The 21183-nt window shown below is 70.1% G+C and carries 19 protein-coding genes; 12 read left to right on the forward strand and 7 right to left on the reverse strand.

Annotation, left to right across the window (positions count from 1 at the left end):
• Positions 1-57 precede the first annotated feature (57 nt).
• Positions 58-1197 carry an FAD-dependent oxidoreductase gene (locus ACS5PM_RS05300; RefSeq protein WP_439386230.1) on the forward strand — a complete coding sequence of 380 codons (1140 nt, stop codon included), beginning with the start codon at positions 58-60 and terminating at the stop codon, positions 1195-1197.
• Here the strand turns inward: ACS5PM_RS05300 and ACS5PM_RS05305 are convergent.
• Positions 1190-3040, reverse strand: a complete 1851-nt coding sequence (locus ACS5PM_RS05305; RefSeq protein WP_439386232.1) for an AAA family ATPase — start codon at positions 3038-3040, stop codon at positions 1190-1192. The two genes, ACS5PM_RS05300 and ACS5PM_RS05305, sit on opposite strands and share 8 nt — an antisense overlap.
• A 293-nt stretch (positions 3041-3333) precedes the next feature.
• On the opposite strand from ACS5PM_RS05305, the gene ACS5PM_RS05310 reads away from it, so the two are divergent.
• The 7 genes from ACS5PM_RS05310 to ACS5PM_RS05340 all read left to right on the forward strand — a co-directional run bounded on the left by ACS5PM_RS05310 (position 3334) and on the right by ACS5PM_RS05340 (position 12543).
• Positions 3334-4659, forward strand: coding sequence for an NAD(P)/FAD-dependent oxidoreductase (locus ACS5PM_RS05310; protein ID WP_439386234.1), 1326 nt, complete (start codon positions 3334-3336; stop codon positions 4657-4659).
• Between the two features lie 45 nt (positions 4660-4704).
• Positions 4705-6399 (forward strand): outer membrane protein assembly factor BamB family protein, encoded by a 1695-nt coding sequence (locus ACS5PM_RS05315; protein ID WP_439386236.1) that lies wholly within the window; start codon positions 4705-4707, stop codon positions 6397-6399.
• A 134-nt stretch (positions 6400-6533) separates the two neighbouring features.
• Complete coding sequence (locus ACS5PM_RS05320; protein ID WP_439386239.1) at positions 6534-8186, forward strand: outer membrane protein assembly factor BamB family protein; 1653 nt, start codon at positions 6534-6536, stop codon at positions 8184-8186.
• Positions 8176-8934 carry an MBL fold metallo-hydrolase gene (locus ACS5PM_RS05325; RefSeq protein ID WP_439386241.1) on the forward strand — a complete coding sequence of 253 codons (759 nt, stop codon included), beginning with the start codon at positions 8176-8178 and terminating at the stop codon, positions 8932-8934. Before ACS5PM_RS05320 ends, ACS5PM_RS05325 begins: the two co-directional genes overlap by 11 nt.
• Before the next feature lie 115 nt (positions 8935-9049).
• The gene (locus ACS5PM_RS05330) at positions 9050-10918 is read left to right on the forward strand and encodes an ATP-binding protein (protein WP_439386243.1); all 1869 of its coding nucleotides are present in this window, start codon (positions 9050-9052) and stop codon (positions 10916-10918) included.
• 217 nt (positions 10919-11135) lie between these two features.
• Positions 11136-11504, forward strand: coding sequence for a hypothetical protein (locus ACS5PM_RS05335; RefSeq protein WP_439386245.1), 369 nt, complete (start codon positions 11136-11138; stop codon positions 11502-11504).
• 16 nt (positions 11505-11520) lie between these two features.
• Positions 11521-12543, forward strand: coding sequence for a ribonuclease Z (locus tag ACS5PM_RS05340; protein ID WP_439386247.1), 1023 nt, complete (start codon positions 11521-11523; stop codon positions 12541-12543).
• Here the strand turns inward: ACS5PM_RS05340 and ACS5PM_RS05345 are convergent.
• Entirely contained in the window at positions 12534-12794 is a 261-nt protein-coding gene (locus ACS5PM_RS05345) for a DUF3297 family protein (RefSeq protein WP_439386249.1), read from the reverse strand. The genes ACS5PM_RS05340 and ACS5PM_RS05345 overlap by 10 nt on opposite strands.
• A gap of 51 nt (positions 12795-12845) precedes the next feature.
• Here ACS5PM_RS05345 and ACS5PM_RS05350 point away from each other — a divergent pair, with 51 nt between their 5' ends.
• Positions 12846-13847: an LLM class flavin-dependent oxidoreductase gene (locus tag ACS5PM_RS05350; protein WP_439386252.1), complete on the forward strand. Its 1002-nt coding sequence runs from the start codon at positions 12846-12848 to the stop codon at positions 13845-13847.
• Here the strand turns inward: ACS5PM_RS05350 and atpE are convergent.
• On the reverse strand, positions 13840-14064 hold the full coding sequence (gene atpE, locus ACS5PM_RS05355) for a F0F1 ATP synthase subunit C (protein WP_439386846.1): 225 nt from the start codon (positions 14062-14064) through the stop codon (positions 13840-13842). The two genes, ACS5PM_RS05350 and atpE, sit on opposite strands and share 8 nt — an antisense overlap.
• Before the next feature lie 88 nt (positions 14065-14152).
• A complete protein-coding gene (locus ACS5PM_RS05360) occupies positions 14153-14857 on the reverse strand; it encodes a GntR family transcriptional regulator (protein ID WP_439386254.1) in 705 nt (234 codons plus the stop codon).
• A 114-nt stretch (positions 14858-14971) separates the two neighbouring features.
• Between ACS5PM_RS05360 and ACS5PM_RS05365 the strand changes: the two genes are divergently transcribed.
• From ACS5PM_RS05365 to ACS5PM_RS05375, 3 genes are read left to right on the forward strand one after another with little or no spacing between them, the layout of a single operon-like run.
• A complete protein-coding gene (locus tag ACS5PM_RS05365) occupies positions 14972-16024 on the forward strand; it encodes an aromatic ring-hydroxylating dioxygenase subunit alpha (protein ID WP_439386256.1) in 1053 nt (350 codons plus the stop codon).
• Positions 16021-16971 carry a PDR/VanB family oxidoreductase gene (locus ACS5PM_RS05370; protein ID WP_439386258.1) on the forward strand — a complete coding sequence of 317 codons (951 nt, stop codon included), beginning with the start codon at positions 16021-16023 and terminating at the stop codon, positions 16969-16971. Before ACS5PM_RS05365 ends, ACS5PM_RS05370 begins: the two co-directional genes overlap by 4 nt.
• 43 nt (positions 16972-17014) lie before the next feature.
• Positions 17015-17959 (forward strand): hypothetical protein, encoded by a 945-nt coding sequence (locus tag ACS5PM_RS05375; RefSeq protein ID WP_439386260.1) that lies wholly within the window; start codon positions 17015-17017, stop codon positions 17957-17959.
• On the opposite strand, the gene ACS5PM_RS05380 is transcribed toward ACS5PM_RS05375, so the two are convergent.
• Genes ACS5PM_RS05380 through ACS5PM_RS05390 form a run of 3 tightly spaced genes read right to left on the reverse strand, consistent with a single transcriptional unit; the run spans position 17956 to position 21054 of the window.
• Positions 17956-18957: a DUF1839 family protein gene (locus ACS5PM_RS05380; RefSeq protein ID WP_439386262.1), complete on the reverse strand. Its 1002-nt coding sequence runs from the start codon at positions 18955-18957 to the stop codon at positions 17956-17958. The genes ACS5PM_RS05375 and ACS5PM_RS05380 overlap by 4 nt on opposite strands.
• Before the next feature lie 4 nt (positions 18958-18961).
• Complete coding sequence (locus ACS5PM_RS05385) at positions 18962-19873, reverse strand: amino acid--[acyl-carrier-protein] ligase (protein WP_439386264.1); 912 nt, start codon at positions 19871-19873, stop codon at positions 18962-18964.
• Between the two features lie 5 nt (positions 19874-19878).
• Positions 19879-21054 carry an acyl-CoA dehydrogenase family protein gene (locus tag ACS5PM_RS05390; protein ID WP_439386266.1) on the reverse strand — a complete coding sequence of 392 codons (1176 nt, stop codon included), beginning with the start codon at positions 21052-21054 and terminating at the stop codon, positions 19879-19881.
• Positions 21055-21183 lie beyond the last annotated feature (129 nt).

Here is a 21183-nt window from a genome sequence, read left to right on the forward strand (position 1 = left end):
TACTCGAGGTGACGGCCGTTCATAATTCGCGCCCTCACACACCAGCCGTCCCCCACCATGAACCGCCGCGACCTCCTCGGCAGTGCCCTTGCCTTGTCCCCGCTGGCGGCGATCGCCGACGGCCCCACGGCCTTTGCCTCCCCCCAGCCCCTGGCGCCCATCCGCGCGCAGCCCGACCGCATCATCGACATTTCGGCCTGCACCCGCCCGTTCCGGCCGCAGGGCCCGCGCATCGAGGCCGAGCGGCGGCACGGCAAGGCCATCGTCCACCACTATGGCCACGGGGGCAGCGGCTGGTCCCTGTCATGGGGCTCGGCGCAGCGGGCGCTCGCGCTGATCCAGGCGACACGCGAGAAGGAGATCGCCATCGTCGGCTGCGGGGCCATCGGCATGACCACGGCGCGGGTGGCACAAAGGGCCGGCCTGAAGGTGCGGATCTACTGCAAGGACCGGCCGCCCGAGGTCCGCTCGTCGGCCGCCACCGGCGTGTGGTCGCCCGACTCGCGCCTGGTGCTGCAGGAGCACGCGACGCCGGCTTTCGGCGACGCCTGGGAGGCCATGGCGCGCCACTCGTTCAAGACCTGGCAGAGCCTGCTCGGCCTGGCCGGCGAGCCGGTGGCCTGGCACGACGGCTACGTCCTGTCCGACGTGCCGTTCGACCAGCCGATCGCCGGCTGGGAGGACCGGGAGCCGGAGTACGCCGAGCTCGAATCGCGCATCCGCGAGCTGTGGCCCCGCTCGCAGGCCCTGGGGCCGGGTGAGCATCCGTTCGCCGGCAAGGCGCCCCACGCTCGGCGCTACACCCAGATGATGTTCAACCTCGCCAGCTACTCGCGGCTGCTGCTGGAGGATTTCTTCCGCGAGGGCGGGCGGCTGGTCCAGCGCGAGTTCGAAAGCCCGCGCCAGCTGGCCGGGCTGCCCGAGCGCACCATCGTCAACTGCACGGGGTATGGGGCGCGGGCGCTGTTCGGCGACGATTCCATCGTGCCAGTGCGCGGCCAGACGGCCCGGCTCATCCCCCAGCCGGAGGTGAACTACGGCATCGCCTGGCGCGGCCACAACGTGGTGGCGGTGCCGCGCCGCGACGGGATCATCGTTCAGGCGCAGGGGGAGAACGACTACGGAAACGAAGACGCGCGGCCGGACCGCGCGTCTTCGGAGGCCGCCGTGACGCGGCTGGCAGCGCTGTTCAGCTGACGGCTTCTTCCGGGGCCGGCAGGGCCGGCGCCGCTTCGGCAGGGTTGCCGAGCAGGGCCTTCAGCGGCTCGCCCGAGAGCACCTCGGTGTTGAGCAGCGCCTCGGCCATCGCGTCCAGGCGAGCGCGCTGCTCGGTCAGCAGGCGGCGGCAGGTCGCCTGGGCCTCTTCGAGCAAGGTCCGGGCTTCGGTCAGCAGCGCGGCCTGCAGGTGCGGACCCATCAGCTCCTTGGGGATGCCGGAGATGCTGAGCAGGCCGAAGCTCTCGGAGAAGCCGAGCTGGCCCACCATCTGGATGGCGAGTTCGGAAGCGCGCTTGAGGTCGTCCGACGCGCCGGAGGACACGGTGCCCAGCACCATCAGCTCGGCCTCGCGGCCGGCCAGCAGCATGGCGATTCGGCCGACCAGCTCGCCCTGGGCGTACAGCGGATCCTCCGTCTCGCGGGTCATGTAGGTCACGCCGAGGCCGGGGCCGCGCGGCTCGATGGTGACGCGCTCGATGCGGCCGGCGCCCGTCCAGTGGCCCACCAGCGCGTGGCCGGCCTCGTGGTAGGCCAGGCGATCGCGCGTGCCGGCGGTCAGCAGGTCCTTGATGGGCGAGACTTCGCCGCCCAGCAGCTGCGTCTCGACCGCGCCTATGAGGTGCGCGGCGGTGACGCTCTCGGCGCCCGCCTCGGCTGCGGTGGAGGCGGCCTTGTTGACCACGTTGGCGATCTCGGCCGGGGACAGTCCGGAGGACATGCGCGCCAGCGCCGCCGAATCGGCCGAGCCGTCGTACTTGACCTTGCCGAGGTACAGGTCGAACAGGGCGGCGCGCTCGGGCAGGGTGGGCTTGTTCAGGCGCACCAGCATGTCGAAGCGACCGGGGCGGCGCATCGCCTCGTCGATGTTGTCCTCGTGGTTGGTGGCCGCGACCACCACCACGTTGTCCATCGGGTCGAAGCCGTCCATCTCGACCAGGACGCGGTTGATGATCCGGTTCATCTCCGACTCGGCACCGCCGCCCGGGCCGCCTTGCGCGCGCTTGCCGATGCCATCGACCTCGTCGATGAACAGCACGCAGGGCGCCTGCTTGCGGGCCAGCTTGAACAGGGCCTTGACCTTGGCCACGCCGGCGCCGTAGTACGTGGCGGTGAAGTAGGAGCCGTCGACGGCGATGAAGTTGGCCTTGCTCTCGCCGGCCAGGGCCTTGGCCAGCAGCGTCTTGCCGGTGCCGGGCGGGCCGACGAGCAGCACGCCTCGCGGCGCCGAGGCGCCCAGCTTGGCGTACTGGGCCGGGTCGTGCAGGAAGGCTTTCACGCGCTTGAGCGCGGACTTGGCCTCGTCGTTGCCGATCGCGTCGGCAAAGCGGATGTCGGGTCGCACCGCGACGGTGGTGGCGTTGTTGCCGGCGCTGGTCTGCAGGCGCGCCAGCATCATCAGGCCGTAGCCGACGACCAGCATCAGCAGCACCGGCGGGATGACCGACTCCACCGCGTTGAGCGCCCGCTGGCTGCGGGTGCGGCCGTCGATGTCCACGCCCACCAGCGAGAAGCCGGCGGCGGCGCTGCGCTCGCCCAGCTTGTCGAGCACGGTGCCGGTGCAGCCCAGCGACGAGCAACCGGGCACGTTGGTGCTGGCCTTCTCGCCGTTCTTCAAGGTGTAGAGCACCAGCCCGGGCCGGCCGTTGGCCAGGGCCACTTCGGCGACCTGGCCGGCGTTGACGGCCTGGGCGAATTCGGAGGCCGACCGCGGGCGGGCCAGCCAGTCGTCGGTGCCCTGCTCGAACTTCAGGGCCTGCGGGTTCTTGTAAGCCTCGGCATCCGCATGAGCGTGCTGCCACAGCCAGGCGAAGGCGCTGATCATGACCAACGACACCAGCACGGCCATCGTTGCACGGGGGTGGGCACGGCAGTGCCCGAGAAACTTCTGCCAGAGATCAGTCATGGAGGAGGGCGGGTAGCTGGGCCGGGGGGAGGGGACGCCCCGCCAGTGTGACGGCGATCACGGGGCTGGATCGCTCGAATTGACGGGAATGAGTCTTCCTTACGGCAAGAGTTCCAGCATCTTTGGGCACGCCGCCTGCCAGGGTCACCTTTTGCGCCCGATCACCCTGGTTGCGCCATGGTGTCGGGCGGTGGCCCTCGCAGAATCCAGCCATGCGCGCACCACCCGGTGACTACCCGCCCAGCTGGTATGCCCTGACCCGTATGCCCGCCGAGCCGCGGGCGGGGCTCGCCGGCCTGGCGAAGGCCGACGTGGCCATCGTCGGCGGCGGCTTTGCCGGCCTGCACCTCGCGCGCCTGCTCGCCCTGCGCGGACGCCGGGTCGCCGTGCTGGAGCGGCAGCGAATAGGCTGGGGGGCGTCCGGGCGCAACGGGGGCTTCGTCAGCCCGGGCTTCGCGGAGAGCTCCGCCTCGCTGGTGCAGCGTCTGGGAGCCCAGCGGGCACGCGCCCTGTTCGCCCACAGCCAGGCCGGCGTGCGGCTCGTCGAGCAGGCGATTGCCGAGCTGGGGCGCCCCGAGCTGCTGATGGGGCGCGGTCAGCTCACCTGCTGCCGCAGTGCCCGCGGCCGCGGCTTTGGCGACGAAGTGCGGGCCCTGGCGGAGACGCTGGGCGCGGCCTTCGAGCCGTGGACCGCGGAGCAAGTGCAGGGCGCCCTCGCGACCTCGCGCTACCACCAGGCCATCCACGATCCGCAGGCCTTCCAGATCCATCCGCTGAATCTCGCCCTGGCCCTGGCGGCGGACGTCGTCGCGCGCGGTGGCCAGGTGTTCGAAGGCACGGGTGTCGACACCATCGCGCGCGAGAGGGGTGCCTGGGTGGCGCGCACGGCGCAAGGCCGGGTCGAGGCGGCCGAGCTGGTCCTGGCCGGCAATGCCGACCTGGGCCCGCTGCACCGGACGCTGGTGCGCTCGGTGCTGCCGGTCGCGACCTATGTGGCGGTCACCGAGCCGCTGGGCCGTGCCCTGGGCGATAGCGTGCGCTGGGGCGGCGCGGTGACCGACACCCGCCGCGCCTGCGACTACTTCCGCGTCGTCGATGGCGACCGGCTGCTCTGGGGTGGCCGCATCACCACCGACACCCGCGAGCCGCCGGGCCTGCGCGAGCTGATGCGCCGCCACATCGTGGCCGTGTTCCCCCAGCTCTCGGCGGTGAAGATCGCTCATGCCTGGCCGGGCGTGATGGGTTATGCCCGCCACAAGATGCCCTTCATCGGCCAGCTGGAGCCGGGGTTGTGGATGTCTTCCGCCTATGGCGGCCATGGTGTGGGGCAGACCGCCGCCGGGGCCCTGCTGCTGGCCGACGCCATCACCGAAGGCGACGACGAGTGGCGGCGCTACCAGGCCTTCCCTCTGCGCTGGGCGGGCGGCGCCGCCGGCCGCATGGCCACGCAGGTGGTGTATTGGTGGATGCAGGCGCGCGACCTTTGGGACGAGTGGCGCGCGCCACCGAAGCTGGGGGGTGGTCGCCGCTCCGGTTGATCACTAGGATTTCCCCCGCTCGGTCGGTGGCCTTGGGGGGAATACATGACACGCACGCATCAACGGCGGCTGCTGGGCGCCGCACAAGCATTTCTATGGGCCGCAGGCCTTTCACTGGCGCTTCCGGCGGCCGCCGCCGACTGGCCGATGGCCGGGCAGAACGCCCGCAACAGCGCGGTCCAGCCGGCCGAGACGGCGATCTCCGCCGTCACGGCATCGCAGCTGGTCGCGAAATGGGTCTACACCACGCAGGGCGACGTCTCGGCCCGCGCCGCGGTCGTCGACGGCATCGTCTTCTTCCCCGATTGGGGCGGCTACGTGCATGCGGTCGATGCGGCGACCGGTCAGGCGATCTGGCAGGCTGACCTGGCGTCCTACGGGCTCACCGGCAGCGGCGACGGGCGCTATCGATCGCGCACCACGCCCGCAGTGTCCGGCGGCGTGCTCTATCTCGGCACGCAGGAGGGAGCCTGGCTCCTGGCCCTCGAAGCGGCCACCGGCAGGCTGGTGTGGAAGTCGCAGCTGGAGTCGCCCGCGAACGATCCGTACGCTCGCATCACATCGTCCCCGACCATCGTTGGCGACATGATCTACCTGGGCCTCACCTCCGGCGAGGAGGGCGTCGCCGGCTCGGCCGACTATCCCTGCTGCAAGGCCCGCGGCAGCGTGGTCGCCGTGCATGCCGCCAAGGGAAAGATCAAGTGGAAGACCTACACGACGCCGGTCGGCTACAGCGGTGCCGGCGTGTGGGGCAGCAACCTGGCCGTGGACGCCGAACGCGGCCTCGTCTACGCGAGCACCGGCAACAACTACGGCCACCCGGCCGATGGCGCGCCTTCCGGCACGCCGGGCGTCACCTACGGCCAGTGCATGGCGGCCGGCGGCACGCAGGCGAGCTGCAACAGTCCGGACAACCACTTCGATGCCGTCCTCGCGCTGGAGGCCCGCACGGGCGCCGTGCGCTGGAGCCGCCACCTGGTCACCTGGCAGCAGGAGGGCGTCATGGACGGCCTGGACGACTGGAACGTCGGCTGCCTCTTCCCGCCCTTCCAGAACTGCCCGAGCGGCGCCGGGCCCGACTACGACTTCGCCTCGGCTCCCCAGCTCATCACCTACACCAACGCCAAGGGCATCGCCAGGACGATCGTCGGCGCCGGGCAGAAGAGCGGCATCTACTACGCGCTGGATCCGAAGACCGGCGCCACGCTGTGGCAGACCCAGGCGGGGCCGGGCTCGTCGATGGGCGGCATGCAGTGGGGCTCGGCCTCCGACGGCAAGCGCATCTACGTTCAGATCACCAACTTCTACGGCCAGCCCACGCCGCTGGGCACGCGTGCGGGCTACTGGGCGGCGCTGGACCCGGCCTCCGGCGCCGTGCTGTGGCGCGCCGCGGATCCGAACGGCTCTTTCGCCATGGGGGCCGTGACAGCCGCCAACGGCGTGGTGTTCGCGCCTTCGATGGCGGCCAACAGCCCGGCCGACCCGACCATGCTCGCACTCGACGCCGCCACCGGCCAAAGCCTGTGGAGCTTCGCCGCAGGCGCTTCGGTGGTGGCCGGGGCCAGCATCGTGGACGGCGTCGTCTACTGGGGCTCGGGCTACGGCCGATTGGGCGGATTCACCTCGGGCAACCGGTTCTACGCGTTCTCGCTGGGGACCCGCGCCGCCACACGCGAGGGACACGACCGCGAATCCGATTGCTGCGGGCAGTTGCAATCGTTACGATCCGCCCGACCTTGAGCCTGCAGCCCGCGGCGAGCTGATCCCCGCGACCGGCTGCGCGCCATCCCCTTGACGCCCGGCGCAAGCGCCATTTGTCGATCAGCACAGGCGCCGGCCCGTTGGTCCGGCATGTGAGTGGGCTTGGAGGGATCATGAAAAACACGCAGGGTCTGCGGCTGCGCGCCGCTGCATGGGCGCACGCGCGCCTGGCCAGGGTGGCGTGGGCGATGGTGGCGGCTGGCGCCAGTCTGGCTCTGCCGGCCCATGGCGCCGATTGGCCGATGTTCGGCCAGAACCTGAGCAACACCGGGGCGCAGCCCGGCGAGACGCTGGTCTCGACGGCCAACGTCGCCCAGCTGGCGCCGAAGTGGACCTACATCACCGAAGGCGACGTGTCCGCACGCGCCGCGGTGGTCGCCGGTGTCGTCTACTTCCCCGACTGGGGCGGCTACCTGCATGCGGTGCGGGCCGACACCGGCCTGCCGGTGTGGAAGGTCGATCTCGCGACTTACGGCCTGACCGGCAGCGCCGACGGGCGCTACCACTCGCGCACCACGCCGGCGGTCGTCAAGGGCGTGCTCTACCTCGGCACGCAGGAGGGCGCCTGGCTGCTGGCCGTCAGCGCCACCACCGGCGCGCTGCTGTGGAAGACGCAGCTCGAATCGGCGGCCTCCGATCCCTTCGCCCTCATCACGGGTTCGCCGACGGTGGTCGGCGACACGGTCTATGTCGGTGTCGCTTCGCTCGAGGAGGGCATCGCCGGCTTCGTCCCGAGCTATCCCTGCTGCAAGGCACGCGGCAGCGTCGTCGCCGTCCAGACCAACAAGGGCAAGGTCAAGTGGAAGACCTACACCACGCCCGCCGGCTACAGCGGCGCCGGGGTTTGGGGAAGCAACCTGCCGGTCGATCTCGATCGTGGCCTGGTCTACGTCAGCACCGGCAACAACTACAGCCACCCCAAGGACGACGCGCCGTCCAGCCAGGCGGGTGTCACGTATGGCGCCTGCATAGCCGCCGGCGGCACGGCCGCCACCTGCAACAGCGCCGACGACCACGTCGACTCGGTGCTGGCGCTGGACATGGGCAATGGCGCCATCCGCTGGAACCGCAAACTGGTGACGTGGCAGCAGCCGGGCGTGATCGACGGCTCCGACGACTGGAACGTGGCCTGCTTCATTCCGCCGTTCACCAACTGCCCGAGCAACCCGGGACCCGACTACGACTTCGCCTCGGCGCCCAACTTGATCACCTATCCGACGTTGAAAGGGTCGCGGACCATCCTCGGCGCCGGGCAGAAGAGCGGCATCTACTTCGCGCTGGACCCGAAGACGGGCGCGACGCTGTGGCAGACCCAGGTCGGCCCCGGCTCTTCGCTGGGCGGCATGGAATGGGGCTCGGCCTTCGACGGCCGCCGCATCTACGTGCAGGTGGCGAACTTCTACGGCATCCCGACGCCCATCGGCACCTACGCCGGACTGTGGGCCGCGCTCGACCCGGCCACCGGCGCGGTGCTCTGGCGCACCGCCGATCCCAACGGCTCCATCGCCCTGGGCGCGGTGACGGCCGCCAATGGCGTCGTCTACGCGCCCTCGATGTCGGGCAACACCGCCAACGACCCGACGATGCTGGCGCTGGACGGCGCGACCGGGCTGCCGCTGTGGACCTACGCCTCGGGCTCTTCGGTGGTGGCTTCGGCCGCGGTGGTCGATGGGGTCGTCTACTGGGGCTCGGGCTACACCCACCTGGGCATCCCGGGCTACACGGGCAACAACCGGTTCTACGCCTTCTCCCTGAATGGCCAATAGGACCGGCCGGCGCGAGGTGCTGCGCCTGGCCGCGGCGGGGGCCTGGCTGCCCGCTGCGGTCTGGGGTGCTGTCGAATCCACGCCGGAGGACTTGCGGACCGATCTGCTGCGCACCGGGCTCTTCATGGTCACGGGCGGCGGGGCGAACACGCTCGTGCGCCTGACGCTGCAAGGCCTGGTCGTGGTCGACGCCAAGCGCGAAGAAAGCTTCAAGCCGCTGATGGGCCAGATCCGTCGGGTCAATCGCCTGGCCGACCTGCCCGTGCGCCTGCTGGTGTTGACGAGCGGCGAGGAGAGCCACAGCGGGGCTGCCGGGCGATTCGTGTCGGCAGGGGTGACGCTGATGGCGGCATCGATCGTCGCGGGTCGCTTCACGGCGGAGACACCGGAGCCAGCCTCTGCCGCGTCCAGTGGGCACAAGGCGGCGGGCGCCGTGGTGGGCTTCGATGGTCTGCGCGAGTTCGAGCTCCATGGTGCCCGTCTCGCGCTGATGCAGGTCGGCCCGGCGCGAGGCGCCGGCGACGCGGTGGTCCACTTTCCCGACCTCCGGGTGACCGCCGTGGGGCCGCTCCATGCCGAGGGCGAGCCACGGTCGCTGCTGCGCGAAGGAGGCAGCCTGTCGGGTTGGGCGAAGGCCCTGGACGAGGTGCTGAAGCTGGATCTCGGCCTTGTCGTGCCGGCGCAAGGGCCGCCCATCGGGCGTGCGGAACTGGTGGCCTTGCGTGCGCGTCTGCCACCTGTGGCTTAGTGCGTCCAGCTGGCCCGTTAGCCGGGATACGTCGAGTAACCGGGTGAGCGGCGAAGCTGACGGGCGACGCAGCAAACGGCGTACCATCCGCTCGCCACTCTCGCCCTGAGTCGACTTGGACGCACCCGAAGCCGCCCCCTTCGAGTCCAGCTTCACGCTCGATGCAGCGCTGCTGGCCGATCGCAAGGCTGCGGACGCCCGCCGGTTGTACACCGCGCAGATCCCGGTGGTGCGGGTCTGCGGCTTCCTCATCCTGAGCCTGATCGCCGCGGTCCAGCACCTGCGCAATCCGGGGGCACTGCCTCTGCTGCAGCTGTCGCTGCTCGTGGCCTGCAACTTGCTGTACTCGGTCCTGGCATGGGCCGCGCTGCGCTACGGGCACGGTCGGGTCCGCGGGCTCGACCTGAGCCACTGGCTGTTCCACCTGGACGTGCTGGTCTGGCTGCCCAACCTGTACTACCTCGAGACCTCGAATCTCTTTTTCGCCTACTTCCTGCTGATCCGCGTGGCGGACCAGGTCGGCTTCGGCTTCCGGCGCGCGCTGTACTTCAACCATGTGGTCTGCGGCGTCTATGGGCTGTATTCGGTCGGGACGCTGGTGCGCGAGCCGGCCGCGGCCACCTGGTCCGATCGCCTGGCGATCACCGGGACGATGTACCTGCTCGGCCTTTACCTGGCCCTCACGGGCCTGGTGATAGAGCGCCTGAGGGACAGGTTGCGCACCGCAGTGCATGCCGCGCGCGACCTGGTCGAGAGGCTGGAGCACGAGACGCGGATGCTGGAGGCGCAGGCGGTTGAGCTCGACCTCGCGCGCCACCAGGCCGAGCAGGCCAACCAGGCGAAGTCCCAGTTCCTCGCGGTGGTGAGTCACGAGATCCGCACGCCGATGAACGGCATTCTCGGCACCACCGAACTGCTGCTGGGTTCGTCCCTCGCGCCCGACCAGCGCCGCTACGCCAAGACGGCCCATCGCTCCGCCATGGTGCTGCTGGCCCTCATAGACGACGTGCTGGACCTGTCCCGCATCGAGGCCCGCAAGCTGGTGCTGCATCCAAGCACGCTCGACCTGCGTCCCCTGGCGCACGAGGCGGTCGAGCTCATGACGGTGGCCGCGCGCGAGAAGCCGGTCAAGCTGAGCTGCCACGTCCCGCCTCAGGTGCCCGCCCACGTCGAGGCAGATCCGATCCGACTGCGCCAGCTGCTGGTGAACCTGCTGCACAACGCCGTCAAGTTCACCGAGCGCGGCACGGTGACCCTGGAGATCAGCCTCCTGCACGAGACGCCCGAGTGGGTCAAGCTGCGCTTCGCCGTGCGCGACAGCGGCATAGGCATTGCGCCAGACCAGCTGGAGCGGGTCTTCGAATCCTTCACCCAGGCCGATACCTCGAGCACCCGCCGCTTCGGCGGATCGGGCCTGGGGCTGGCGATCGTCAAGCAGCTGGTCGAGCTGATGCAGGGCCAGGTGGGCGTGACGAGCGTCGAGGGCGAGGGCTCCACCTTCTGGTTCGACCTCACGCTGCGCAAATCCGCCGCGCCGGCCCCGGAGCCGGCCCACCTGCCGGCCGCCGCCGATCTGCACGTGGGCGCGGACACCCGGGTGCTGCTGGTGGAGGATGACGCCGTGAACCAGCTGGTGGTGGAGAACATGCTCGCCAAACTGGGCTGCACGGTGGAGATCGCCAGCGATGGCGCCGCGGCCTGCGAGGCGACCGATCGTGCCCGCTACGACCTGATCCTGATGGACCTGCACATGCCCGGCATGGATGGCTACGAAGCCACCCGCCGCATCCGCCAGGCCGGCGTGCTCAAGGGCTACTACACGCCCATCGTGGCGCTCACGGCCGACGCCCTGGCCGGCGACCGCGACCGCTGCATCGAATCCGGCATGGACGACTTCGTCACCAAGCCGATCAGCACGGCGCTGCTGGCCGCGGTGGTGGAGCGCTGGACGGGCCACGGCACGCCTTCGCCGACGACCTGGTAGGGGCTGTCGTGCAGCCCTGGCCGCCGGCGCGGCGCCGTCCTACGCCGGCTTGCGCCCTCCGCCGCCACCACGCCCTGGGTGCGAAGCCTAGGCTGGAGCCCATCTTCAACGACTGGAGGCCATCATGGGCAAGTACTTCCTGGCCTGGTTGCTCGGCGTGCCGGGCGTCCTGCTGGTGTTGCTCTACCTCTTCTTCCACTGACCATCGGGGCGCGCTGTGATCAGACCGGCGCGACTGCTGCTGTTCGCCGCCCTGGCGATCGGGGGCAGCGCGCTGGCCGCGCCCCTGCATCTCGCGGCCCCCCAGCCGGGGCAGGTCATCCACGAGAGCGACGGCCACGTCGGCGTTGTCGTGGCTGATCTGCCCGCCGGCGCGCGCCTGCAGGCCCTGCTGGATGGTGCGCCCATCGGCCAGGTCCAGGAAGCGCCCGCCTTCGAACTCGCGGACGTTCCGCGCGGCGTCCACCGCCTGCGCGTGATCCTGCTCGATGACCAGGGCAGGGAACTCGCTTCCAGCGAGGACGTGGAGTTCACGCTCTGGCGCGCTTCCGTGCGCCTGCGTCCGCGGGCACCCCCCAGGCCCTGAGCAGCCCGCCGCTGCGGTGCGAACCACGCTGGACCTGCACCTCGTCGACCCGAGCGCCAACGAGCCGGGCCTGGTGGTCGATGTGCGCGACGAACGCCGGGCGCTGTTGTTCGATCTGGGCGACATCGCCGCGCTCGCGCCGCGCTTGCTGCTTCGCGTGACCCACGCCTTCGTCACGCACACCCACATGGATCACTTCGCCGGCTTCGACCACCTGCTCGCGCTGGGGCTGGGCCGATTGCCGCAGTGGACGGTCTGGGGTGGGCCCGGCTTCGTCGACCAGGTGGAGCACAAGCTGCGCGCCTACACCTGGAACGTGGTCCACCGGTATGCGGTGCCCATGCTCATCGAGGCTCGTTCGCTGGAATTCGACGGCTCGCGAAGGCAGGCGCGGTTCGACAGCAGGGCGCTCTTCGCGCGCGAGGACGGGCTGGCCCTGCCTGCGGATCCGCAGGACGTGCTGCTCGACGACCCGCTGTTCCGCGTCCGAGCCCGCATCGTCGACCACGAGATGCCGGTGCTGGCCTTCGCGATCGAGGAGAAGGCGCAGTTGCGCGTGCGCGCCGAGCGAATCGCCGAGATGGGCCTGGCCACCGGCGCCTGGCTGAGCGAGCTCAAGGCCGCCGTGCTGGCAGGCGCGCCGGACGACATGCCCATCGACGTGGTCTGGCAGGACCGGGAGGGCGCGCATCGGCAGGTGCGGCCGGTGGCCGAGTTGCGCGCGCTGGTGCTGGACACCGTGCCCGGCCGGCGCATCGGCTACGTGACGGACCTGCGCTTCACCGAGGCCAACATCGAGCAGCTGGAAGAGCTGCTGGCTGACGCCGACCTGCTCCACATCGAGTCGGTCTTTCTCGAAGCCGACAAGGACCATGCGCTGCGCAAGAACCACCTCACCGCTCGACAGGCCGGCGAGATCGCGCGGCGGGTGCGTGCGAAGAAGGTCGTGCCCTTCCACTTCTCTCCGCGCTATCGGGGCCGCGAGCATGAGCTGCGGGCCGAGGTGGCCGCAGCGATGGGGGATTCAGCTCAGCGGTAGAACGCCTCCACCTGCCCCTTGAGCTTGATCATCAGCGGGTTGCCCTTGCGGTCGCGCGACTTGCCGGCGGGCACGCGGACCCAGCCTTCGCTGATGCAGTACTCCTCCACGTCGTGCCGCTCCTTGCCGTTGAAGCGGATGCCCACCTCGTGCTCGAACACCGCGGCGACGTAGAACGGGCTGGTCGGCTCGACCGACAGGTGGTCGGGCAGTGGGGGCGGTGCAGGCTTGGCGGCGTCCGTGTCGCTCATCGAATCCTCTGAAGTCATGGGGTTGGAGGGATTGGGCCAACATTCTCCGCCATGCCACCCCTGTCCCTGCTCGACCTGGTCCCTGTGACCCTCGGCTCCACGCCCGCCGATGCCCTGCACCGCAGCCTCGATCTCGCCCGCGCCGCGGATCACCTCGGCTACACCCGCTACTGGGTGGCCGAGCACCACAACATGACCGGGATCGCCAGTGCGGCCACATCGGTCGTCATCGGCTACCTCGCGCAGGGCACGTCCGCCATCCGCGTGGGCGCGGGTGGCGTGATGCTGCCCAACCATTCGCCCCTCGTGATCGCAGAGCAGTTCGGCACGCTCGAGTCGCTCTATCCGGGCCGCATCGACCTGGGCCTCGGCCGCGCGCCGGGCACCGACTCGCTGACCGCCCTGGCGCTGCGCACCGATCCCCGCGCGGCCGATCGTTTCGCGCAGGACGTGCAGGAGCTGCAGGCCCTGTTCGAGCCGGCGCAGGAGGGCCAGAAGATCCGTGCGGTGCCGGGCGCCGGCTTGCGTGTCCCGCTGTGGATCCTCGGCTCCAGCCTTTACGGCGCGCAGCTCGGCGCCGCACTCGGCCTGCCCTATGCCTTCGCTTCGCACTTCGCGCCTCAGGCGCTGCATTCGGCGCTGCAGGTCTACCGCAGCACCTTCAGGCCGTCCGCCCAGTGCTCGAAGCCGCATGCGATGGTCGGCCTGAACGTGATCGCCGCCGAGACCGATGACGAGGCGAGACACCTGTTCACCTCGCAACAGCAGGCCTTCACCAACATGGTCCGCAACCGCCGGGGCCTGTTCCCGCCGCCCATCGACGACATCGAGGCCTACTGGACACCGGAAGAGAAGCACCATGCACAAGGCATGCTGGCCTGCTCCATCGTCGGCTCGCTCCAGTCGGTGCGGGCGGGCCTGCAGCGCTTCATCGAAGAGACGCAGGCCGACGAGCTGATGATCGTCTCGGCGGTCTTCGACCCGGCGGAACGCCGGCGCTCCATCGAGCTGATCGCCGAAGCCGCGGGGCTCGAGCCCCGCACGCTCACTTGAAAGGGTTGGCCGTCACCAGCCACAGGCCGATGCCGGTGGCGATGATGAACGCCCCGTCGGTGACGCCCACGCCGAGGAAGTAGCGCGTCTGCAGTTGGGGGATCAGCTCCGGCTGGCGCGCGGCGCCCTCGAGGAACTTCATCGTCGCCAGGCCGATGCCGATGCAGGACCCGAAGGCGGGGATGCCGATCAGCAGGGCGACGGCGAGGGGAAGCATGACGTCGGCGGACACGGAGAGCTCCTTGAGTTGTTGACGATGGAGCCAGTGTCTGCCTCTTGCTTCGTGCCGGCGATGACCCGGGAGGTCATGCCGCTGCCGAACTCGTCAAGCCGAACAGCGTGCCGTAGCGCAGCCCGATGTAGGCGTGTTCGCGCATCAGCATCTCGACGCGGGCGGACTCGCGCCTTTGCAGGGCCTCGACCACGAGCTGGTGCTGGGCCTGCGCGAAACGCAGCTTCTGGTACTCGCGGTCCAGCGCGGCCAGGTCGAGCGTGATGGAGTCGGCCGAGGCGAAGGGCAGGTGGTTGTTGCGGGCGATCGCGTCGGCGATGACCGGGCTGCCGGCCGCGCCGACGATGGCCGAGTGGAAGCGGTGGTTCAGCGCGCCCCAGGCGCCTACGTCGTCCGCCACCAGATGCCCCTTGCCCAGCACCTGCTCGCCATCGGCCAGGCATTGGAGCAGGGCGGCCTCGACATCGGGCGGCAAGCCGCGCTCGGCGAGCCGGCGGGCGGCCAGGCCCTCGAGGGCGCCGCGGACCTCCACCGCGCACTGCACGTCGGCTTCGGAGAATTCCCGCACGACGAACCCGCGCTTGCCATGCGGTTGCAGCAGCCCCTCCTGCGCCAGCGTGCGGAAGGCCAGGCGCACGGGGGTGCGCGAGACGCCCAGTGCCTCGGCCACCGGGATCTCGGCCAGCCGGGTGCCCGCGGGATAGCGGCCCTCGTCGATCAGGCGGCGCAAGCGGGCGACGACGCTGCTGCTGTCGCCTGGGACGGGGGTGGGAGACATGGGCTTCGCGTCGCTATGCTGGATCCAATATAGCCGCTATTCTGGCATTGAATGGGAGATCCAAGCCATAATTGGATCCAATCAGAGCCCCAACCGATCCCACAGGAGACTCCCATGTTCCCCAAGAACGCCTGGTACGTGGCCTGCACGCCCGACGAGATCGCTGGCAAGCCGCTCGGCCGCCGCATCTGCAACGAAGCCATCGTCTTCTTTCGCGGCCCCGAGGGCCGGGTCGCGGCGCTGGAGGATTTCTGCCCCCACCGTGGAGCGCCGCTTTCGCTGGGCCGGGTCTGTGAAGGCAAGCTGGTCTGCGGCTACCACGGCCTGGAGATGGGCTGCGACGGCAAGACGGTCGCCATGCCGGGGCAGCGGGTGCGGGGCTTTCCGGCCATCCGCAGCTACCCCGTGGTCGAGCGCTACGGCTTCATCTGGGTCTGGCCCGGCGACGCGGCCCTGGCCGACCCGGCCACCATCCACCACCTGCCCTGGGCCGAGGACCCGGCCTGGGCTCATGGCGGCGGCCTGTACCACATCGCTTGCGACTACCGCCTCATGGTCGACAACCTGATGGACCTCACGCACGAGACCTACGTGCACGCCAACAGCATCGGCCAGAAGGAGATCGACGAGGCGCCGGTCGCCACGCGCGTCGAGGGCGACCACGTCATCACCAGCCGCTTCATGAACGGCATCATGGCGCCGCCGTTCTGGCAGATGGCCCTTCGCGGCAACGGCCTGCCGGACGACCAGCCGGTGGACCGCTGGCAGATCTGCCACTTCACGCCCCCCAGCCACGTGATGATCGAGGTGGGCGTGGCGCTGGCCGGCCGCGGCGGCTACGACGCCGACCCGAGCGTGAAGGCCTCCAGCATCGTGGTCGACTTCATCACGCCCGAGACCGAGACCTCGATCTGGTACTTCTGGGGCATGGCCCGCAACTTCCAGGCGCATGACCAGGCGCTGACCGACAAGATCCGCGAAGGCCAGGGCAAGATCTTCGCGGAGGACCTGCAGATGCTGGAGCAGCAACAGAAGAACCTGCTGGCCTGGCCCGACCGGCCGCTGCTCAAGCTCAACATCGATGCCGGCGGCGTGCAATCGCGCAAGGTGATCGACCGGCTGCTCGCCGCCGAGCGCGGTGCGGTGGCGGTGGAGATGACCCCATGATCCAGGTTCGCGTATCCGCCCGCGCGGTCGAGGCGGAGGGCATCTGCAGCTTCGAGCTGGTGGCGGTCGATGGCCAGCCGCTGCCCGGCTTCTCGGCCGGCTCGCACGTCGATGTGACGGTGGGCGGGCACACGCGGCAGTACTCGCTGTGCAACGATCCCAAGGAGACCCACCGCTACCTGATCGCGGTGTTGCGCGAGCCCACCAGCCGCGGGGGCTCCGAGGCCATGCATGCGCAGGTGCAGGTCGGCGACGTGGTCACCATCAGCCCGCCGAAGAACCACTTCACGCTCGCGCACGATGCGCGCCGCCACCTCCTGCTGGCCGGGGGCATCGGCATCACGCCCATCCTGTGCATGGCCGAGCGCCTGGCGGCCACGGGCGCGGATTTCGAGCTGCACTACTGCACCCGGTCGCGCGACCGGATGGCCTTCCACGACCGCATCGCGAACGCGGCCTTCGCCTCGAAGGCGCAGTTCCATTTCGACGACGGCCCGCCGTCGCAGCGTTTCGACATCGCCGCCCGGCTTGCCACGCCCGGCGAGGGCGAGCACCTGTACGTTTGCGGGCCCAAGGGCTTCATGGACGCGGTCCTGAACACGGCCCGCGAAAAAGGCTGGCCCGAGGCGCAGCTGCATTGCGAGTACTTCGCCGCCGACCCGGCGCCGGCCAGTGAAGGGGATGCTTTCGAGGTGCAGATCGCGAGCTCCGGCCGCATCGTCATGGTGCCTGCCGGCAAGACGGTGGTGCAGGCCCTGGCCGATGCTGGAGTCGACGTCCAGACCTCCTGCGAGCAGGGGGTGTGCGGCACCTGCATCACGCGGGTGCTGTCCGGCACGCCGGATCACCGCGACCTGTACTTCACGCCCGAGGAGCACGCGGCTAACGACCAGTTCACACCCTGCTGCTCGCGCTCGAAGTCGCCCCGGCTGGTGCTGGATCTGTAGGGGCCAGCCCACCGCTGGCCCGGAAGGTGCTATGCCCTGCGACATGGGCAAGACCTTCATTCGCGTGGCGGAAGTGTGGGTGCCGAGCGCCGACGGCCACCTGCTCGAACTGTCGGGCGGCCTCTTCGACGAGGCGCCGGCCTTCGGTGCGATCAGCCGCACCATGTGCTTCGGCCGCGCCGAAGGGCTGCCCGGGCACGCCTGGGAGGAAGCCCGGCCCATCCTGCTGCGGAGCTTCGAGGGCTCGTACTTCCGGCGCACCGCCGCGGCCCGTGCCGCGGGACTGAGCTGCGCCGTGGCCTGGCCGATCTTCCGCGACGAGGCCCTCACCTCGGTGGTGGTGCTGCTGTGCGGAGACAGCGAACAGCACGTCGGGGCCGTCGAGCTCTGGCGCAACGATCCACGGGTGACCGGCGACCTGAGCCTGGCCGAGGGCTACTTCGGCTCCACGTCGCCCGAGATGGAAGCCCTCAGCCGCGATGGTTCGCTGTCTCGCGGGGCGGGGGTGCCCGGGCTGGCGTGGCAGCGCGAGTCCGCGGTGTTCGTGGACAACGTCGGGGCCTCGGCGCGCTTCGTCCGGGCGCAGGTCGCGGCCAGTGCGGGCATCCTCCGGGCCCTGGCGCTGCCCTGCAGCGTGCCGGGTCGCGACGCCTGGGTCCTCAGCCTGCTTTCATCGGCCGGCACGCCAATCGCGCGCCGCGTGGAGAGCTGGCTGCCGGACGAGAAGGATGCGATGCGCCTGCAGCGCGCTTTCGGCTTCAGCGAGGCTCAGGGCCGGCTGACACCCAACGGCTTCAGCGCGCGCCCGGCCCAGACGCTTGGCCCCATCGGGCAGGCCTGGGCCAGCGGGGTGGCGCAGGCGGCGTCAGGCGGCGCGGCCCTGGCGGCGCAGGCGGAGGCCGCCGAGGTGGGCCTGCGCTCGGTGCTCGCGATCCCGGTCATCGGCGATTCAGGCCGTGTCAGCGAGGTCGTGGCGCTGCACTTCTAGACGACTTCGGCCAGGGCAGCCATGCCCTCGTCCCAGGCCTGCACCATGCCGCCGAAGAGTGCGCTCAGGTCGGCCGGCTTGCTCGACGAGACCAGACGCGCGCCCTTGAGGATGAAGGTCTTGGCGCTGGCGGAGAGGCGGTCGAAGGCTTCGATGGCGCGCTGTTCGCCAGAGCTCGGCGCCCCGGCGCTCATCCACTCCAGCCAGCGCGCGGTGAGCTCGGCGGCGGCCCCCAGTTGCCGGGTGCCGGCGAAGGCCCAGGCGTGGTAGTGCTCCAGCCCGCGCTCGCGCATCAGCGGCAGGTCGCGCTCGAAAGCTTCGGCGAAGCGGCGCACCGGGTTGCTGGCCGGCCGGCGGGCGAGCTGTTCCACCAGGTCCTCACGGGCCATGGCACGCAGCTGCGCCGTGGGCCGCACGATGCGGCGGTCGCTTCTGATCACCTCGGCGAACAGCGGCAGGTAGGCCGGGTCTTCGCCGCGGTCGAGGCGGAAGGTCTCGGCGAAGTCCTCGCCCTGCAGCGCGAAGCAGCCGGCGTTGTGGAAGTAGACGAGCCGACGCGCCTCGAGATCGATGTCGGCCAGCACGATGGTGGTCTTGGTGTGCTTCTGCCGGTAGTCGGTGCCGGCGGTGTCGGGCAGCCAGAACGAATCGGCCTCGACGCTCACCAGCTTGCCCGCGGACAGGTGCTCCAGCGCGTGGTCGGCCAGCGGCCGCCAGATGGTCAGCTCCTGCACGTCGATGCCGTACAGCCGCCTGAGCTGGTCGTGCGAGGGCTTGAAGAAGGTCCACTGGTCGCCTTCGAAATCGATCGGCAGGGTGTGGCCCAGCATGGCGTGCGGGTCGCAGCCCAGCGCGTGGACCAGCTCGATCCAGAGGTCGATGTAGCAGTTCTTCTCGGGCCACTGCGCGCCTTCGCCGTGAAGCTCGTGGCGCCGGTAGCTCGCCGGATCCAGGCCGGGCAGGGCGGCCGCGCGGTGGCGGATGTCGCTCAGGGCCATGGCTTCAAGGCCAGAGTTGGGCCCGCACTTCGGCGGGCCATTGCTTCGGGTCCAGGCCGTGGGTCTTGAGCAGGGCCAGGGTGCAGCGCTCCAGGCCGAAGCCCAGGCAGGCGGTGTGGGCCGTCGCGCCGCTGTTCTGGCGGATGCCGTACTTGCCGGTGAAATGCTCCTGGTGCCAGTTGAACGAGCAGATCGCCGTGGGATTCTCCAGCGAGATCACCGGCACCATGATCTCGAACTTCAGCCGCTGCTCGCGCTGGCTGGTGGCCATCATCTTGCCGACGCGGCCGAAGAAGGGATCGTTGGCGACGTCGCTTTGCACCGGCAGGCCGAGGCCCTGCAGGAGGACGAAGGCGCGGTCGCGCCAGCCGTCGCGCCAGGCCTCCACCGCTTCAGGCGCGCCGACGCGGATGAACTCGCGCATGCGGAAGGACTGCAACCGCGTAGGTTCGTCCGAAGGCTCGTGGCGATAGCACCAGTTCTTCACCGTGACCAGTCGCCCACCTTCGGGCAGCAGGCCGCTGAACATCGGGTACACCGGGTAGCACGCGGCGGGCAGCAGCATGACCTCGGTGATGTCGAGCAGGTCCTCCCAGCGCTCGCCGCTGGCGACCCGCTCGGAAAGTTCCCGTGCCCGGCGCTCATCGCCGAAGAAGCTGTGGACGCTGCCGGCGAGCTGCGGGAAGTTGTCGAGGTAACCCAGCTTCTCGATCATCTGCCGGGCCACGATGGGAGGGAAGGTGACGTGCTCGGCACCGTCGCCGGCGGCGTTGCGCATCACCAGCGCATCGAAGCGCTCCAGGATGTCCTCGAACACCGCGCCGCGGCCGTAGCCGCCCTTGATCGTCGTCGGCACGATCAGCCCGGCGGCGATCAGCTCGGCATTGAAGCCCTCGATGTCGTAGGTCTGGCTCATGCGTTTCATTCGTCCTTGAAGACCAGCAGCATCGAGGCGCTCTTGGCGGCGATGCGGTCGTTGGAGATCATGAGCGACGCCGACAGCGCGTCGCGGTACGGCCGCCCCATGGCGAAGGGGCTGTCGTTCTTGTAGCCGAGGATGCCCACGATCTGCAGCGCGCGGTGGACGATGCGCGGCGCGGTCTCGGAGCAGGCCGTCTTCAGGCTGTTCATCTTCAGGGCCCAGCCGATCTTGGCAAGCTCGACCGAGTCGGTGCCGGCGGCCACCAGCGTGTCGAACTCGTCGGCCAGGGCCTGCCAGTGGTGGCGCATGGTCTGCAGCTGCACGGTCAGCTCGGCCAGCGCGACGGCGGTGGGCGGCGTGGTGCCGGGGTTCTTGCGCGCCACGCCGCGCACGTAGTTGGCCGCCTTGCCATGGGCGCCGGCACCGATGCCCCACCACAGCGACGACCACAGGATGTGCGAGTACGGCACCATGGTCAGCGCCGAGATGTCGCCGAAGGGCACGGGCAGGATCTGCGCCACCGGCCCGCCCGAAGTGAGCTTGAAGCCGGGGCTCACCGTGCCGCGCATGCCCATGGTGTCCCAGGTGGACGTCTGCTCCAGCGAGTAGTCGCCTTCACGGACCATGACCAGGACCTGGTCGCTGGCGCCCGCATCGGGTGCGCGCCGGGCGGTGACGAGGATCACGTCGGCATGCGCGCAGTAGGAGCCGGTCGTGGCCTCCTTCAGCAGCGTGAAGCGCTCGCCCTCGACCTGCACGGCGCAGATGCTGGAGCGGGTATCGCCGAAGGTGCCGACCTCGGAGGTGATCGAGGCCATGACCCACTGCTGATCCACCATGTCGCGCAGGAACTGCAGCAGCTGGGCATGGCCGCCGTGGTGCCGGGCGACACAGGCCAGCTGGATGTAGTGCATCGCCAGCACCATCGCGCTGGAGCCGCAGGCCTGTGAAAGGGCACTGACCAGCGCCCCGGCCTCGCGCATCCCCAGGCCACTGCCGCCCTGTTCCTTCGGCACGAGCGCCGACAGCACCTTGGCCTCGCGCAGCGCAGCCACCGTCTCCTGCGGGAAGCGCGCCTTGGCATCGACATCGTCGGCGTGCCTGGCCGCCACCTCCTGGCTGATGCGGCGCACGGCCTCGTGCAGGGTCGCGAAACTCGGGGCGGTCTGGCTCATGGTGGCGGTCGTCCGTGGAGGAGGGGAGCCGGCGCCTCGTTCAGGTTATTGTGGGCGGGCCGGACTGCAAGAAAGTGTCTCATAGCCCCATCGGAATCCGACCCGTGCCCCATCCCCAAAAACGATTGG

Origin of the sequence: Ideonella flava, assembly GCF_051857595.1 — a bacterium.
Lineage (GTDB): Bacteria > Pseudomonadota > Gammaproteobacteria > Burkholderiales > Burkholderiaceae_C > Ideonella.

What these genes read in the sequence shown, in the direction of transcription:
- ACS5PM_RS05300 (WP_439386230.1), top strand. Translation starts at nt 58, where the DNA reads ATGAACCGCCGCGACCTCCTCGGCAGTGCCCTTGCCTTGTCCCCGCTG.
- ACS5PM_RS05305 (WP_439386232.1), bottom strand. Translation starts at nt 3,040, where the DNA reads ATGATCAGCGCCTTCGCCTGGCTGTGGCAGCACGCTCATGCGGATGCC.
- ACS5PM_RS05310 (WP_439386234.1), top strand. Translation starts at nt 3,334, where the DNA reads ATGCGCGCACCACCCGGTGACTACCCGCCCAGCTGGTATGCCCTGACC.
- ACS5PM_RS05315 (WP_439386236.1), top strand. Translation starts at nt 4,705, where the DNA reads ATGACACGCACGCATCAACGGCGGCTGCTGGGCGCCGCACAAGCATTT.
- ACS5PM_RS05320 (WP_439386239.1), top strand. Translation starts at nt 6,534, where the DNA reads ATGAAAAACACGCAGGGTCTGCGGCTGCGCGCCGCTGCATGGGCGCAC.
- ACS5PM_RS05325 (WP_439386241.1), top strand. Translation starts at nt 8,176, where the DNA reads ATGGCCAATAGGACCGGCCGGCGCGAGGTGCTGCGCCTGGCCGCGGCG.
- ACS5PM_RS05345 (WP_439386249.1), bottom strand. Translation starts at nt 12,794, where the DNA reads ATGAGCGACACGGACGCCGCCAAGCCTGCACCGCCCCCACTGCCCGAC.
- ACS5PM_RS05350 (WP_439386252.1), top strand. Translation starts at nt 12,846, where the DNA reads ATGCCACCCCTGTCCCTGCTCGACCTGGTCCCTGTGACCCTCGGCTCC.
- atpE (WP_439386846.1), bottom strand. Translation starts at nt 14,064, where the DNA reads ATGCTTCCCCTCGCCGTCGCCCTGCTGATCGGCATCCCCGCCTTCGGG.
- ACS5PM_RS05360 (WP_439386254.1), bottom strand. Translation starts at nt 14,857, where the DNA reads ATGTCTCCCACCCCCGTCCCAGGCGACAGCAGCAGCGTCGTCGCCCGC.
- ACS5PM_RS05365 (WP_439386256.1), top strand. Translation starts at nt 14,972, where the DNA reads ATGTTCCCCAAGAACGCCTGGTACGTGGCCTGCACGCCCGACGAGATC.
- ACS5PM_RS05370 (WP_439386258.1), top strand. Translation starts at nt 16,021, where the DNA reads ATGATCCAGGTTCGCGTATCCGCCCGCGCGGTCGAGGCGGAGGGCATC.
- ACS5PM_RS05375 (WP_439386260.1), top strand. Translation starts at nt 17,015, where the DNA reads ATGGGCAAGACCTTCATTCGCGTGGCGGAAGTGTGGGTGCCGAGCGCC.
- ACS5PM_RS05380 (WP_439386262.1), bottom strand. Translation starts at nt 18,957, where the DNA reads ATGGCCCTGAGCGACATCCGCCACCGCGCGGCCGCCCTGCCCGGCCTG.
- ACS5PM_RS05385 (WP_439386264.1), bottom strand. Translation starts at nt 19,873, where the DNA reads ATGAGCCAGACCTACGACATCGAGGGCTTCAATGCCGAGCTGATCGCC.
- ACS5PM_RS05390 (WP_439386266.1), bottom strand. Translation starts at nt 21,054, where the DNA reads ATGAGCCAGACCGCCCCGAGTTTCGCGACCCTGCACGAGGCCGTGCGC.